Source organism: Frondihabitans sp. GW821-FHT04F02 (assembly GCF_059420045.1).
The window spans coordinates 363,339-377,679 of record NZ_JBWKSZ010000004.1 but is presented as its reverse complement, the minus strand read 5'-3'; the positions used below and the strand labels follow the sequence as shown (position 1 = coordinate 377,679).

The 14,341-nt window shown below is 66.8% G+C and carries 13 protein-coding genes; all 13 read right to left on the bottom strand.

Annotation, left to right across the window (positions count from 1 at the left end; genetic code table 11):
* Window positions 1–157 precede the first annotated feature (157 nt).
* The 13 genes from AC07TY_RS13375 to AC07TY_RS13315 all read right to left on the bottom strand — a co-directional run bounded on the left by AC07TY_RS13375 (window position 158) and on the right by AC07TY_RS13315 (window position 14,215).
* Window positions 158–970: a hypothetical protein gene (locus tag AC07TY_RS13375; RefSeq protein ID WP_494785657.1), complete on the bottom strand. Its 813-nt coding sequence runs from the start codon at window positions 968–970 to the stop codon at window positions 158–160.
* Window positions 967–1,938, bottom strand: a complete 972-nt coding sequence (locus AC07TY_RS13370) for a hypothetical protein (RefSeq protein ID WP_494785656.1) — start codon at window positions 1,936–1,938, stop codon at window positions 967–969. The genes AC07TY_RS13375 and AC07TY_RS13370 overlap by 4 nt, the downstream gene beginning before the upstream one ends.
* Window positions 1,935–2,984 (bottom strand): type IV pilus assembly protein PilM, encoded by a 1,050-nt coding sequence (pilM, locus tag AC07TY_RS13365; RefSeq protein ID WP_494785655.1) that lies wholly within the window; start codon window positions 2,982–2,984, stop codon window positions 1,935–1,937. The genes AC07TY_RS13370 and pilM overlap by 4 nt, the downstream gene beginning before the upstream one ends.
* A 34-nt stretch (window positions 2,985–3,018) precedes the next feature.
* The gene (locus tag AC07TY_RS13360; protein ID WP_488625399.1) at window positions 3,019–3,846 is read right to left on the bottom strand and encodes a prepilin peptidase; all 828 of its coding nucleotides are present in this window, start codon (window positions 3,844–3,846) and stop codon (window positions 3,019–3,021) included.
* Window positions 3,843–5,633, bottom strand: coding sequence for a hypothetical protein (locus AC07TY_RS13355; protein WP_494785654.1), 1,791 nt, complete (start codon window positions 5,631–5,633; stop codon window positions 3,843–3,845). Before AC07TY_RS13355 ends, AC07TY_RS13360 begins: the two co-directional genes overlap by 4 nt.
* Window positions 5,633–6,343: a PulJ/GspJ family protein gene (locus AC07TY_RS13350; protein ID WP_488625397.1), complete on the bottom strand. Its 711-nt coding sequence runs from the start codon at window positions 6,341–6,343 to the stop codon at window positions 5,633–5,635. Before AC07TY_RS13350 ends, AC07TY_RS13355 begins: the two co-directional genes overlap by 1 nt.
* On the bottom strand, window positions 6,340–7,713 hold the full coding sequence (locus AC07TY_RS13345) for a type IV pilus modification PilV family protein (protein ID WP_488625396.1): 1,374 nt from the start codon (window positions 7,711–7,713) through the stop codon (window positions 6,340–6,342). The genes AC07TY_RS13350 and AC07TY_RS13345 overlap by 4 nt, the downstream gene beginning before the upstream one ends.
* A 108-nt stretch (window positions 7,714–7,821) precedes the next feature.
* The gene (locus AC07TY_RS13340) at window positions 7,822–8,283 is read right to left on the bottom strand and encodes a type II secretion system protein (RefSeq protein ID WP_488625395.1); all 462 of its coding nucleotides are present in this window, start codon (window positions 8,281–8,283) and stop codon (window positions 7,822–7,824) included.
* A gap of 222 nt (window positions 8,284–8,505) precedes the next feature.
* Window positions 8,506–8,970 (bottom strand): type II secretion system protein, encoded by a 465-nt coding sequence (locus tag AC07TY_RS13335; protein WP_488625394.1) that lies wholly within the window; start codon window positions 8,968–8,970, stop codon window positions 8,506–8,508.
* A 171-nt stretch (window positions 8,971–9,141) separates the two neighbouring features.
* Window positions 9,142–9,618, bottom strand: a complete 477-nt coding sequence (locus AC07TY_RS13330) for a type II secretion system protein (RefSeq protein WP_488625393.1) — start codon at window positions 9,616–9,618, stop codon at window positions 9,142–9,144.
* 29 nt (window positions 9,619–9,647) lie between these two features.
* Window positions 9,648–10,874 carry a type II secretion system F family protein gene (locus tag AC07TY_RS13325; RefSeq protein WP_494785653.1) on the bottom strand — a complete coding sequence of 409 codons (1,227 nt, stop codon included), beginning with the start codon at window positions 10,872–10,874 and terminating at the stop codon, window positions 9,648–9,650.
* Window positions 10,874–12,502, bottom strand: coding sequence for a type IV pilus twitching motility protein PilT (locus AC07TY_RS13320; protein ID WP_488625391.1), 1,629 nt, complete (start codon window positions 12,500–12,502; stop codon window positions 10,874–10,876). Before AC07TY_RS13320 ends, AC07TY_RS13325 begins: the two co-directional genes overlap by 1 nt.
* Before the next feature lie 48 nt (window positions 12,503–12,550).
* Window positions 12,551–14,215 (bottom strand): GspE/PulE family protein, encoded by a 1,665-nt coding sequence (locus AC07TY_RS13315; protein WP_123506921.1) that lies wholly within the window; start codon window positions 14,213–14,215, stop codon window positions 12,551–12,553.
* Window positions 14,216–14,341 lie beyond the last annotated feature (126 nt).

The following is a 14,341-nucleotide window of genomic DNA, read 5'->3' as shown; positions in this document are numbered from 1 at the left end:
GAGAAGTGCCGGCGAGCGCTGGTTGGCGCTCGTCGGCACATCCACTCCTGCCATCCCGGCAGGTCGACTGCCTCTCAGCGGCGACGCTGATCGGCGGATGGAAGCCACGAGTCGGTCGATCGGGACCTTCGACCGACCCGTGGCGGCTTGTGCTCCCCTACTTGCCGGCCGCGGTGTCGGTCGACGAGCCGTCGGTCGCGCTGGACGCGGTGGAGGAGTTGGTGGTGGTCTGCTGCTGCTTCTGAGCCGACTGCGCGTCGGTCAGGGCGTAGACCAGCCCGCCGAACGTCCAGTTGATGGTGTCGGTCGAGTTCGCCGAGGTCGTCGAGGAGTCACCCGAGTCCGCTGTGGCCGCAGCGCTGGTGATCGAGTTGATCATGAACAGCCGGTCGCCGTCGCGGACCCCTTGCAGGAACGTCAGGGCGTCAGCATACGATCCCTTGATCTGCACGGTCAGGGGGATGCTCGTGAAGTTCGCGGCCGTGATGAGGGAGTCGGTCGTCACCGCCGGGGCGGCCGGGGTGGAGGCGGACGCCGAGGGAGAGGCGGTCGCTGATGCGGAGGGCGACGCCGAGGCAGACGCAGTGGCGGTCGCGGCCGGAGCCGTCGAGACCGGCGGCACGTAGGCCGCAGCCGTCCCGAACTGGATGTTGCTCAGGGTCACGTTCGAGGCCTTGGCGATCCCGTTCAGCTCGGTGATCATGGCACCGCTCTCGACACCGGCCGGAACCGTGCTCTCGAGGTCGGAGAGCTCGGACTTCTTGTCACTCATCTTGTCGTACTGCTTGCGGAGCAGCGCGAGACTCGTTGCGAGGCTCTCGTTCTGCGCGGTCACGGTGGACTCCTGGGCGTGCGCGTCGGCGGCTGCCTTGAGCTGAGGCTGGACCCCGAGGAGGAAGCCCCCCGCGAGGACGATGACCGCGGCGAGGACGGCTCCGATCATCATGAAGCGGTTGCGATCCATGGTCACTTGCCTTTCTTCGAGTAGACGTGGGAGAACGCATCGGTGTCGATGTGCACGACCACGTTCGAGGTGTAGACGCCAGACGAGAGCGCGACCGTTCCGGCCGACGCATCGGTGTAGCCCGGGAGCTTCTGCAGGCTCGTCAGCCAGGTCGGCACGTCGGGCAGCGAGGTGCTCGTCGACGAGAAGGTCAACGTCGCGACGCGCTGGCCCTCGAGCGGAGTCGTCGCCTGGGCGTAGGCGACGACGGGCGACGCGGAATCGATCGTCACTGTGGCGAGCTCCATGCCTCTGGGCAGGGTGGCCTGGACCTTGGCGAGATACGACGGCCAATCGATATCGGTCGAGCCACCCACCTTTCGAGCCGCGTCGATCAGATCGATCTGGTTCTGCACCTTGTTGACCTCGGCGAAGCCCGCGGACTGAGCCGTCAGGCTCGAGGTCTCCTTCTGAGATGCAGCCAGGGTCGACTTGGACGCCGTCGCATACACGGCCGCGGTCCCGCCGGCTACGCCGACGATGATGACCAGGCCCGCGACAGCGGTCCACGCACGACGCACGTTGACGGCAGCGTGGCGCTCTGCGCGCACCTCGGGCGGGAGCAGGTCCACGCGAGGGAGGCCGCCGATCGCGATCACGCCCTTCGCCGGCTTGGGCTGCCGGGCAGGGGCGACGGTCGACGAATCGCTCGGCTTCCGCTTCCCGTCGCGCTTCTTGGGCCCGGCTGCGACGGGAGCCTCTGCTGATGCGGAGACCATCCCGGCCGCAGGTGCGGTCGGGGATATCGGAGCGGACGGGGTCGCGGTACTCGCGCTGGAGGGTGCGTCCATCAGGACGGGGCCACCCGAGGGCACCACCGCGGCGGAGCGGCGCGCACGCGGCTGCTTCTCCGACTGTGCGGCGGGCGCCTTGCCGTTGGCAGGGGACTTTCCCTCGGCGGCCAACTGCGCGGCCTTGGTCAGGTAGAACTTCATGCTGCGCTCCCCATGGCCAGGCCGAGCGCGACGGTCAGCGAGGAGGCGCTCGAGCGGACAGCCGACTCAGAGACCGACCGCGAGAACGCGACGCCCCGGAGGGGGTCGGCGGCCACGACGGGGATGCGTGTGACCTCGGCGAGCGCCTCGGGCAGACCACGCAGCTGAGCGCCGCCACCGCTGAGGACGATGTGGCTGACCGTCTCGGTCGGACGGGTGTTGGCGTAGTAGCTCACCGTGTTCCGGAGGCTGCCGAGCAGCTCGTTGGTGGTCTCGAAGATCACGGCGGAGGCGGTCTTGTCTTCCTTCGTCGCCGAGGAGGCTACGAGACCCAGGGTGCGCTTGGCTCCCTCAGCGAGCTCGCGAGGGATCTCGAGGCGGGACGCCAAGTCGGACGTGACGTCGTCACCGCCTGAGGGAATGAGTCGAACGAACTGCGGGACGCCGTCGGACACGAGGACGACCGAGGTCGTCGCGGCTCCGATGTCGATGAGAGCCACGGTGCCCCCGGTGCCGTGCCGGTTGACGAGCAGCCGCGACACCGCGAACGGGATGAGGTCGACTCCGACCGCGTGGAGACCAGCGAGCTTCGACGCACGCACGTTGCCGAGGACGGCGTCCTTGACCGCGGCGATGAGGAGACCGTTGATGATCGGTCCGTGCTCGCCGATGCCCTCGGACACGGGGTAGAAGTCGAGGAGGGCGTCTGCCACGGGAATGGGCAGCATGTCCTGCACCTGGAACGGCAGCGATTCGCGGATGCGGGCCTTCGACGCCTTGGCCACGGTCAGATCGCGGGCGAGAACGCGCTGATTGCCCATGCCGAGGACCACCTGCTTGCTCTTGAATCCGGCCTGCGACCACAGGGTCTTGAGGCTCTGAGCGACGGTCTGAGGCTCGAGGACCTCGCCTCGGCTGACCGAGCCGGACGGGAGGGGCACCTCGCCGAAGCGCACGAGCGTGGGCTTCGCCGAGGAGGGGTTGGCGATCTCCACCGCGCGCAGCGAGGCTGCGCCGATGTCGATGCCGACGATGGACTTGCTCATTGGTACTCCAAGGAATTCGGGGCGGGGGTCGGGCCTAGGCCAGACCGAGCAGTGACAGGTAGCCGTTCCAGACGGCCTGGCCGGCGAAGACGCCGACCCATGCGCCCACGAGCATCCAAGGACCGAAGGGGATCCCGCCCTTCCTCCCGATTCGCTTGAGGGCGAGCAGCACGATGGAGAACACTCCACCGATGAAGAAGGCCGCGAAGCCTCCCACGATGAGGGGGCCCCACCCGAGGTATCCCAGGTAGAGACCGAGCAGACCGGCGAGCTTGACGTCTCCCAAGCCCATGCCAGCGGGGTAGATGAAGGCGGCGATGAAGTAGAACGCGCCCAGGACCGCCATCCCCAGCCCAGCCCGTGCCAGATCGCCCCACGCGCCGCCGAGGGCGGTGGAAGCCGTCAGAAGAACGGCGGCCACCCCGTACGACGGGTACACGATGCGGTCCGGGAGCCGGTGGTGCTCAGCGTCGATGATGCCGAGAGCCATGCTGATCGCCGAGAGGTAGAGAAAAGCGGCGATGAGCAGGATCCGGCCGGCGAGCTGCGCACCGTCCATCGTGTCGACGGCGGCGGGCCAGAACCGGATCGCTACGACGACGAAGAAGACGCCGGTGACGAACTCCACCAGCGGGTAACGCGACGAGATAGGCGTCTGGCAGTCGCGGCACTTGCCGCGGAGCACCAGCCAGCTCAGCACAGGCACGTTGTCGAATGCACGAATCTCGGACTTGCACTTCGGGCAGGCGCTGGCGGGATGCGACACGGACATGCCAGCGGGTACCCGGTAGACGACGACGTTCAGAAACGAGCCGATGACGAGACCGAGCACAGCAGCGAGAACGGGGGCGACGGCGATCACAGACTCGCTCCCGTCGACGAGATGGCCGTCTTCGACTCGACGATCTGCGTGATTCCGTACGTGGTCGACACCGGCGACAGGAACTTGGGCGGAGCCTCGTACGCCATACGGGGGTCGTAGGTGTAGTTCTTCGTGTACCCGGACACGATCTTGTTGTTCGAGGTGGTGGCCACGGTGCCGCGGAACTTCTGGGCGATGGCGCCCATGACGGTCAGGGTGCCCTTCGGGTAGTTGGTGTCCTGGTTGTAGTTCTGGACTCCGAAGGAGTGCAGGACGCTCATCACGGCGGCGTCGATCGTCCGGTTCGACTTCGTGCGGTCGAGCAGGCGCAACGAGCCGTTCACAGTCGTGACCGGGTTGTAGACGACGACGTTGTTCTCGCCGATGAGGCCGAGCATGTCGGAGGTCGGGTCGTCGTAGAGGATGTCGTCGACGACGTAGAGGTAGTTGTTCGCCGCGATCGTCACATTGCCGCGGAGGGTCCCCTGAACGAACGCGTCTCCGTTGGTGCAGCTGTAGGACGTGCTCGCAGGTGCCGTCTCGCCGACGGCGGGATAGCCCACGCCGTTGCCGACGGTGGTGCCGTCGGCGCCCGTGCAGGAGAACTTCGCCGGCTTCGCGGTACCCCAGTAGTTCGGGTCGGTAGAGGTCGTCGGCACGTTCTGCACGTAGATGAGGTTGCTGTCGATGACGGGCATCGTCTGGCCGCCCGGGCTGCCGAGCGTGTTGCCCACCGTCGCATTGAGCGGAGTGCCGCAGTTGGGGTTGACGGAGCCGCTCGACGCGGGGCTGCCGGCGATGTTCGTCTTCTTCGTGTAGGGCGAGTAGACGGTCATCGTGCCGTCGTCGTTGAACGTGATCGTCGTCGGGCCCGTGTAGAGGCAGCCGGGACGAGGAACCGTCGAACCGGTCAGGTCGGAGCGCGTCTCCTGGATGAGCGACCCGATGGTCGCCGGCATCTGGACGACGGGCGAGTACGAGGGGCTGCCCGTGACGGCGAAGGTCGGCGCGGAGCATCCCGACGGAGTGACATACCGGGGGGTGTTCGGGTTGGCCGTCGTGACCTTGCCCTTGAACGTCGTGCCGCAGATGTACATCGAGTCATTGGAGTGCGCCGGGCCGTTGATGACGTCAGCGGCACCGAATTGAATCGTGGAGCAGTTGGGTCGGCTGTTGACCGCCCATGCGTACGCCGCGGTGCACCCGGGTGTCGTGATGGGGTCGCTGATCTCGTAATCCGTGAAGTAGAGGAAGTCGAGGAACCCGGACTGCTTCATGTCGGCGACGACCGTGCGAGTGATGTTGCCGACCCGGCCTGTGGACTGGAGACGGAGGACGCCGGTGGAGGAGTACTTCGAGTTGTCGACCTGGTATCGGTAGGACCCGCCACCGGAGGCGACGCTGGGGTCGACCGACGGATCGACGGTGGCCCAGGTGCCGGTCGTGCCCAGGCCGAAAGCGGGATTGTTGTTCGTGCCGTTGAAGGTGCTGCTCGCACTGAACGCGCTGCCCACCGCGCCGTACTGGCTGTAGGAGTTGTCGTTGGCGAGCTTCGACTGGTAGTCCTCGACACCCGCGTAGGCGGCTTGACCTGCGGCGTTCCAGTTCGCGTCGGTAACCGACTTCGTCGCCCCGGAGACCGAGACCGTCACGATGGCGCTGCTGAGCAGCATCAGCACCGTGCCGAGCACGATGACCATGGCGAGGGCCATGCCGCGCTCGTCGTCGCGGGCACCCACGACGCGGAGGAAACGACGGGCGATCCGCGCACTCAGGATCTTCAACATCAGTTCGTCCTCGAGACGTTCAGGTTGGGAAGGCCGACAGCGTTCGTCAGCAGCGTGGACTGGTTGCTCGCCGAGGTCGCTCCGATCTGCAGCGAGACCTTGACCGCTGCGATGTTTGCAATCTGCGCGGTCGGAACAGTTCCGGCCGCAGTGGCGATGACCGCTCCCGTGCCGTCGAGGTAGGTGAACATGGTCGGGCCGCCCGCGGCGGGGAGGACGACGGGCTGGGCGACGACCCGGCTCGTGCAGGATGTCGCGCAGGAGCCGACCGGCGGGAAAGTGAAGTAGCCGCCCACGAGAGTCGACTGCCAGGTCCACGACACGAGGTTGGTACCGCTGACGAAGAACTGCACCCGGACGGGCTTGGCCGCGGAGGAGTTGAGGTTGACGAAGGTCGTGACAGTGATTGCAGTGTCGGTCGCCTGCACGAAGGCGGGATCGGGCAGCGTCTGATTAGCTACGGCGTTGGTTGCCGCGCCTCGGAGCGTCCGGGTCATCTCATCCATGCCGATCTCGGCGATGCGGTTTGTCGAGTCGATGGTGCGGTTGGTCTGGGTGGCCCGGGTGGCATTCACCATGAAGCCCGCGGTCATGGCCAGGAGGAAGCCGAAGATGACCATGGAGACGAGCAGCTCGACCAGCGAGAGACCGCGCTCGCGGTTGTCGGGAGTCGTCAGGACGCCGAGGCGGGTGCGCAGGCAGCGGATCACGGAGTCACCCCCCGCGGGTCGAGCGTGACGGTGCTGCCACTCACGGTGCCGCCCGTCTTGACGGCGTCGGAACCCGGGGTGATCGAGAGAAGCCCGCCCAGGGTCTGGAACTTCCACGTGCCGAAGGGAAGCGCGATGGTGGGCGATCCGGAGACGGCGTTGAAGCTGTACTGGGTGATGATCTGGCAGCCGGGATCGCCGTTGGCGGTCGTGTTGACGCTGGTCGCGATGACGCCGGTGAGGCCGGAGAGCGCGGGCAGCGTGACGACGCCCATGGGGATGTTCACCGTGGCGCTCCCGCCGGGCAGTGCGCCGGGAGTCGTGAACGAGGTTCCGACCTTCTTCGCCGAGTTGGCGGTGGTCCACGCTCCGGGATCCGGACTGACGCAGTACGGAAGGGCGACGCCGGCGGGCGACGTCGCCGGCGCGACGTAGGCCCCTGTCTCGTAGGTGTATCCGCCGGTGAACGGGAAGAGCGCGACCGGGTTGGTCGAGCCGAGCTTCATCGTGTCGACGCCGCCCGTGGTGCTGTTGAACGTCGTGTCCAGGTTCGTGGGGAGGTTGACTGTCGCGTTGCCGGTGTAGTTGGTGGCGTACTTCACGGTGAAGAGCGCGTTCGTGTCGTAGGTGAAGGGGATCGTCGACGACGTACCCGCGATGACAGCCACGGGCGAGTTCGACGGCGACGCCACCTGGTTCACGTCGATGCCGTTCGTCTTGGTGATCGCGACCTTGTAGTTGCCCGGCGTTACCTTCAGCGCGTAGGTGCATCCGTTCGCGTCCGTGGCGGCCGGGGTGGCGATCGCGGTGGCGCCGTTGGGGTTGGCGGACGTCGGCGTGATCGCGACGCTCACGCCCGAGACGCCTGCGCCGGACGCCCCGGTGACGGCCACGATGATCGTGCCGAGGGCGGGGTCGTTGATCCGGCTGTTGGGGGCCAGGACGGTGGAGGACGAGACCGAGCCCGAACCCCTCTGGCCATCCCAGGTGGCGGTGTCGCGGATGGACTTGTACTGGAGCGTTCCGGTGCCGGATCCGCAGGCGGTGGTCCCGGTCGTCGAGCTGTTCCAGGCGACTTCGCGTTCGAGGTGGAACTTCGTACCCTGCACCGTCGTGTCCCACGTCTTGCTCTGCACCGAGAACACATCGGTGATGGCGCGCTGCAGGTCGAGGTCCTGGGAGATCAGGTTGACCGCCGCGGTGCGAGCCCGTGCGTCGCGGGTCAGGACCAGCGAGTTGGTGATGGAGGCGGCGACGCCGAGGGAGATGACCGAGAAGACCAGCATGGCGACGATGACCTCGACGAGGCCGAGGCCGGCTTCGGGGTCGCGGTCGATCACGGCGCGGAGACGGCGACTAAGAGCCTTCATGGTTATCTCACCTCCTTCTGGTCGATGGGCGGAGCGGGCGGCGCGGCGGGAGCTGTGTGGCCGGGAGCGGGGCGGGTGCATCAGTAGCACCCGCCCCGCGCACAGCGACTACGGGGCGGTGCAGGTGGAGGGGAGAGCCGAGGTCGAGGTGACCTTCGTGACGCCGAGCTGGTCGGTCGTGTAGAAGACGTTGTCGGTCTGGCTCTTGGCAGCGAGGCAGAATGCGGTGCCGGTCGTGTTCAGCGTGACGTTGCCCTTGAGGTTGGTGCCGAAGGTGGCGCCGGCGGCACCGATGCCGGTGACGGTGCTGAGGTTGGTCGTCGAGGCGGGCACAGTGCCGCTGGTCGTCTGGATCGACACGACGGCCGTCTTGGCGTTGGTCAGGTCGGACTGGACAGCGGAGTCCTTGGCGTTGTTCTGGACGCCGAGGTAGACCGGGATCGCGATCGCGGCGAGGATGCCGATGATGATCACGACGACCAGGAGCTCGATCAGGGTGAAGCCCTTGTCGGTGTCCTGAGTGAGGTTCTTGCGGCGAGCGTTGAGCTTGCCCATGAGCTGCGCGTACATGCGAGTTCCGTTCTGGAGTGGTGGATTTGCGAGGATGCGGCGGCAAGCTCTGCCTGCCACGTATGACGCTATGGGGATGCAAAGGGGTACAGAATCCCGCGTCCGGGGGGTCTTGACCCTTTTCATGTCCCCAGTCCGGGGCGGCCTCGTCACCTGATCGGGGCACACAGAAAGGGCGGCCCCGCTCATGCGGGACCGCCCTCTCCGAGGATCAGATCAGAGTCACGGGGCGACGAATGCGCCAGTCGCGCCGCACGTGCCCTTGGCGACACCGAGCGAGTCGGTGGCTGCGAACGAGACGCCGGAGGTCGAGTCGCCCTGGACGCAGAACGCGGTTGCTCCGGAGTTGATGGTGACCTTGATGGTCGTCGTGTTGCTTCCGCGAGTCGCACCTGCGGCCGTGTAGGTCGAAGGCAGGTCGTTGGCCGCGGTGTAGGTGCCGGCCGTGTAGGCGGTGCCCGAGGTCTGAAGACTGACGAGAGCCGTCTTGACGTTCGTCAGGTCGGACTGCGTGGCGGAGCTCTTGGCGTTGTTCTGGACGCCGAGGTAGACCGGGATCGCGATCGCGGCGAGGATGCCGATGATGATCACGACGACCAGGAGCTCGATCAGGGTGAAGCCCTTGTCGGTGTCCTGAGTGAGGTTCTTGCGGCGAGCGTTGAGCTTGCCCATGAGCTGTGCGTACATGTTTCGTCCTGTCGGATTCGAGGTGAAGTGAGTGTGGCGGAGGCAAGCTCTGCCTGCCGAGATAGACGCTATGGCTGCGCCCCGCGGCCTGAGAATCCCGCGTCCGGGGGGTTTTCCAGCAAACCGTGGCCCCAGTCCGGGGTGACATAACCCCCGATCACGAGGGTGTTGCTAGGGGGCCGTCGTGACGTTGGCCGCCGAGGCGACACCGGCCGTCGTGCACGACCCCTTCGCTACTCCGAGCTGGTCGGTCGCGACGAAGCTCTTCCCTGTCTTGGATATCCCGAGCACACAGAATCCGGTGCTGCTGGGATAGAACGTGAGGTTCGACGTGCTGCTGCCGAACGTCGCTCCAGCGCTTGCCGTGGCCGTGTCTATCTGAGAAGCCGCAGTGATCGACGTCTTGGCAGTGGGTCCCGATCCGGAGACCTGGAGGCTCACGACAGCTGTCTTCAGGTTGGTCAGGTCGGACTGGACAGCGGAGTCCTTGGCATTGTTCTGGACGCCGAGATAGACCGGGATGGCGATCGCGGCGAGGATGCCGATGATGATCACGACCACGAGGAGCTCGATCAGGGTGAATCCGCGGTCGCCATCCTCCGAGCGACGATCCTGGTGGCGCTTCAGGGCGCAGGGAAGAGATGACAAGCTATGCGGTCCGTTCGGGTGTGAGGGGCTCAGTGAATGAGGGACGTGATCTGGAAGATGGGCAGGTAGAGAGCCACGATCATGCCGCCGACCACGACGCCGAGGAAGGCGATGAGAAGCGGCTCGATGAGCGAGGTCAGAGCCTCGGTCGTGGCCTGGACTTCGTCGTCGTAGAAGAGTGCGATCTTCTCGAGCATGGTCTCCAGCGATCCAGCGTCCTCACCGACTGAGATCATCTGCGTGACCATGGCGGGAAACACGTCGGCTTCGTTCAGCGGGACCGCGATGGACTCGCCTTGACGAACCGATTCGGCGACATCCACCAGGGCTTTCTGCAGAACGTAGTTGCCGGAGACCTCGCCCACGATTCGGAGTGCGGTCAGGATCGGCACGCCGGCGCCGATCATGTTCGAGAAGTTACGACTGAAGCGCGCGATCGCGATCTTGCGAATCAGGGGCCCGAAGACGGGCAGCCGGAGCTTGAGTGGGTCCACGACAGAGCGGACGCGTTCCGAATTCTTGTTCGTCCTCCACCATGCGGAGAACGCGATAGCGACTACGGCGAGGATAGGAATGACGTAGACCATCGCGTGCGAGGCATAGACGAGAAGCTGCGTCGGCAGCGGCAGCTTGCCTCCGAGACTGGAGAACATGCTCGAGAAGATCGGCACGATGAAGGTCAGCATGACGATGACGGCGACGAGCGACATCACGAGCACGACGACCGGGTAGGTCATGGCCGACTTGATCGTGTTCATCAGCTTGACCTCCTTCTCGAAGTTCTCGGCGAGAGAGTCCAGGGCGCCGTCGAGGAAGCCGCCGGTCTCACCGGCGCGCACCATGTTGATCATGATCGGGGGGAGGTGCTGCGAGTGCTTGCCGATCGCGTCCGAGAACGACACACCGGTCTCGACGTCCTCACGCACCTCGGTCAGGATCTTGGCGAGCTTCTCGTTCTCGGTCTGCTCGGCGAGGATCGACAGCGCTTTGAGCAGCGACAGGCCCGACGAGATCATCGTCGACATCTGGCGCGCCATGATGGCGAGGTCCTTGAGCTTGACGCCCTTCGAGAAGCCCGGAATCGAGATCTCGCGCTGAAGGCCGGTCGCGCTCGACTCCGAGATGGCGATGGGCGAGACGCCCATCGTGCGGAGGCGGGTGACGACGGCGCCCTCGCTGGAGGCCTCGACCTTTCCCTTGACGACCTTGCCGGCGGCGTCGCGGCCGCGGTAGGCGAAGGTGAGTGCGGCGGCCATCAGTGCTCGTTCCTCGAGAAGGAGTCGCCGAAGTCGATGCCGCCGGCGTTCATGCCCGCAGCGGCACCGGTGTCGGTGCGCGTGACGAGGCGATGGAAGCCCTCCTCGTCGTGCACCTTCTCCATGGCGGCCTTGAGGGTGATCTTGCCGGAGTTGACCAGGTCGGCGAGGTCCTGGTCCATCGTGTGCATACCCAGATCGCGACCCGCCTGCATCGACGAGGAGATCTGGTAGGTCTTGCCCTCGCGGATCAGGTTGCCGACGGCAGGCGTCATCATCATGATCTCCGTGGCGACGATGCGACCGCGGCCGGTGGCGCGGGGCACGAGGGTCTGGCAGACGACGCCCTGGAGCGTCGAGGCGAGCTGCGTGCGCACCTGGTCCTGCTGGTGCGGCGGGAACACGTCGATGACGCGGTCGATCGTCTGGGCGGCGTCCTGCGTGTGCAGGGTCGCGAAGACGAGGTGGCCGGTCTCGGCGGCGGTCAGCGCGACGGAGATGGTCTCGAGGTCGCGGAGCTCGCCGATCAGGATGACGTCGGGGTCCTGGCGCAGCACGTGCTTGAGCGCGTTGGCGAAGCTGTGGGTGTCGGCCCCGACCTCGCGCTGGTTGACCAGCGCCTTCTTGTGCTTGTGCATGAACTCGATCGGGTCCTCGACCGTCACGATGTGGTCGGCCCGAGTCTCGTTGACGAGGTCGATGAGGGCGGCGAGAGTAGTCGACTTGCCCGAACCGGTCGGCCCGGTCACCAGGACGAGTCCGCGGGGCAGGCCCGCGAACTTGCCGATGACCGGGTCCATGCCGAGCTGGTCGAGCGTCTTGATCTCAGTGGGGATGAGACGGAAGACAGCGCCTAGGACACCCCGCTGCTGGTAGAAGTTCACGCGGAAGCGGGACTCGGGTGAGAGCGTGTAGGCGAAGTCGAGCTCGAGCTCGGTGTCGAACTGGTCCTGGCGGTCGGCGGTGAGCAGGCTCGCCAGCGCCGTCTGGACCTTGGTGCGGTCCCACGGGGTGGGCGAGATCGCAGGCTGGAGGTGGCCGTCGACGCGGATCGTCGGAGCGGCGTCGACCGTGATGTGGAGGTCGGACGCCCCCTGGAAGACGACCTGGCAGAGAGCCTCGATGAGGTCCTTGTCGGCGTCGTGCCGCGCGTGGTGGCTCAGGTTCGTCTGGGCGGCGGCGCCGGCGGGGTCGAAGCTCGACTCCGCGGGCGCGGGCAGGGCGGAGGGGGTACCGACCCAGGCGGGGGCATCGGAGGGTGCAGGGGCGGCGAACGCGGGGGCGGCGCTCTCGGGCGCGGGGGCAGGGGCCGACGGGAACGACGACGCGGGCCACGCCGGCGCCGCGGACGGCGCGGGCAGGTCGAAGACACGGGGGCTCTCGGGGGCGCGGCCGAGTTCCTGCGTCTCCAATGCGGCTGCCGACTCGGGCACGATCACCTCGTGGAACGCGGCGACACCGGGGGTGAGCGGAGATGTCGGCTCCTGCTCGCGGTACCAGCGTCGGCTGCCCACGGGCGCCGGGGTCCAGCCGCCGGCCGGCTCGGCATCGGAGGCGTCGTCGAGCGAGTAGACGGGGCGCGGTGTGCCGTCGTCGTAGGTCGGCTGATCGTAGAGCGGTTCACTCATCGGTCTTGTCCTTTGCGGGGGTGTGTGATCGTTGGGGAGTGGCGGGGCCTAGGCCACGACACGGAGGATCTCTTCGACGCTGGTGAGGCCCTGCTTGGCCTTCTCCCAGCCGTCCTGACGGAGCGTGAGCATGCCCTGCTCCTGGGCGAGGCGTCCGATCTCGGCGCTGGAGGCGCGCTTGACGGCGAGGCGTTCGATCTCTTCGGAGACGCTCATGACCTCGTGCAGCGCCACGCGGCCGCGGTAGCCCGTGTTGGAGCACGACTGGCAGCCGGCCGGCTCGAAGATCTGCGGCGGAGCCTGGTCGGGGTCGATGTGGAACTTGAGCGCGTTCAGGTGCATGGGCGTGTACTCGGCGGGGCGCTTGCAGCGGTCGCAGAGGCGGCGGGCGAGCCGCTGGGCGACCACGCAGTCGAGCGCCGAGCCGACGAGGAACGGCTCGATGTCCATCTCGGTGAGGCGGACGATCGCCGACGGCGCGTCGTTGGTGTGCAGCGTCGAGAGCACGAGGTGGCCGGTGAGCGACGCCTCGATGGCGATCTGCGCGGTCTCGTGGTCGCGGATCTCACCCAGGAGCACGACGTCGGGGTCGGAGCGCAGGATGCTGCGGAGGGCGCTGGCGAACGTGAGGCCCGCCTTCGGGTTCACCTGCACCTGGTTGATGCCCTGCATGCGGTACTCGACCGGATCTTCGACCGTGATGACGTTGATCTCGGGGCGGGCGACGGCGTTGAGCGTCGTGTAGAGCGTCGTGGACTTTCCTGAACCGGTCGGGCCGGTGACCAGGATCATGCCGTAGGGCTTCGAGTACGACTCGGCGTACACGTCGAAGTTGCGCTCGAGGAGGTTCAGATCGCGAAGCGAGAGCGACGTGTTCGAGTTGTCGAGGATTCGCATGACGACCTTCTCGCCCCACACCGTGGGGAGGGTCGCGACGCGGAGGTCGATCTGCCGGTTGCCGTGGCGCACCGACATGCGGCCGTCCTGAGGGCGGCGGCGCTCGGCGATGTCGATCTCGGACATGATCTTGAGGCGCGAGATCACGCCGTTCTGGATGCTCTTGGGGGCCGGCTGCATCTCGTGCAGGACGCCGTCGATGCGGTAGCGGACCCGCACCTCGTTCTCGCCAGGCTCGATGTGGATGTCGGAGGCCTTGTCCGTGATGGCCTGCGAGACCAGCAGGTTCACGAAGCGGACGATCGGGACGTCGTCGTCGGGACCCGACGCGATGTCCATCGAAGCGGCGTCCTGCTTGTTCTCCTCCTCGAGGGTGGAGGTCAGGTCGTTGAGCTCGTCGTCGGCGCGGATGTAGCGGTCGATGGCGCTCCGGAGGTCGCCCTTCTCGGCCATGACCCACTCGATCGGCATGCGGCTGGCGGCACGGACGTCGTCCAGGGCGAAGACGTTGCCGGCGTCCGAGACGGCGACCAGGAGCAGGCCGTCCTTGATGGCGATGGGGAGGGCGCTGTGCCGGCGGCAGACGGCCGACGAGACCATGGTGACGGCGTTGCGGTCGACGGGGTAGTCGACGAGCTCGACGAACGACATGTTCGCGGCCTGCGCTCGCGCCTTCGCGATCTGCAGCTCCGACACGACGCCGCGCGCGAGCAGGTCGCGGACACTGGCCTCCTCGTCAGACGGGTTGGCCATCAGGTCGAGCTGCTCGATCGGCAGGAGACCGTGCAGAATCAGGATCTCGGTCATCGACGCCATGGGGACCTCCTTGGACAGGTGTGCCGAGCGCTGTCCCGAGCAACACGGCGATGCCTGCTCGTGGAGCGGGCTTCGTAAGTGTCACCCGGTAGCGACACGGGGTACACGTCCCAAAGGGAGTGGCAC

Excerpts from the sequence above, each read along its gene's own strand:
- pilM (WP_494785655.1), bottom strand. The coding sequence starts at position 2,984 with ATGAGCAAGTCCATCGTCGGCATCGACATCGGCGCAGCCTCGCTGCGC.
- AC07TY_RS13315 (WP_123506921.1), bottom strand. The coding sequence starts at position 14,215 with ATGGCGTCGATGACCGAGATCCTGATTCTGCACGGTCTCCTGCCGATC.
- AC07TY_RS13370 (WP_494785656.1), bottom strand. The coding sequence starts at position 1,938 with ATGAAGTTCTACCTGACCAAGGCCGCGCAGTTGGCCGCCGAGGGAAAG.
- AC07TY_RS13320 (WP_488625391.1), bottom strand. The coding sequence starts at position 12,502 with ATGAGTGAACCGCTCTACGATCAGCCGACCTACGACGACGGCACACCG.
- AC07TY_RS13335 (WP_488625394.1), bottom strand. The coding sequence starts at position 8,970 with ATGTACGCACAGCTCATGGGCAAGCTCAACGCTCGCCGCAAGAACCTC.
- AC07TY_RS13340 (WP_488625395.1), bottom strand. The coding sequence starts at position 8,283 with ATGTACGCGCAGCTCATGGGCAAGCTCAACGCTCGCCGCAAGAACCTC.
- AC07TY_RS13325 (WP_494785653.1), bottom strand. The coding sequence starts at position 10,874 with ATGGCCGCCGCACTCACCTTCGCCTACCGCGGCCGCGACGCCGCCGGC.
- AC07TY_RS13345 (WP_488625396.1), bottom strand. The coding sequence starts at position 7,713 with ATGAAGGCTCTTAGTCGCCGTCTCCGCGCCGTGATCGACCGCGACCCC.
- AC07TY_RS13355 (WP_494785654.1), bottom strand. The coding sequence starts at position 5,633 with ATGTTGAAGATCCTGAGTGCGCGGATCGCCCGTCGTTTCCTCCGCGTC.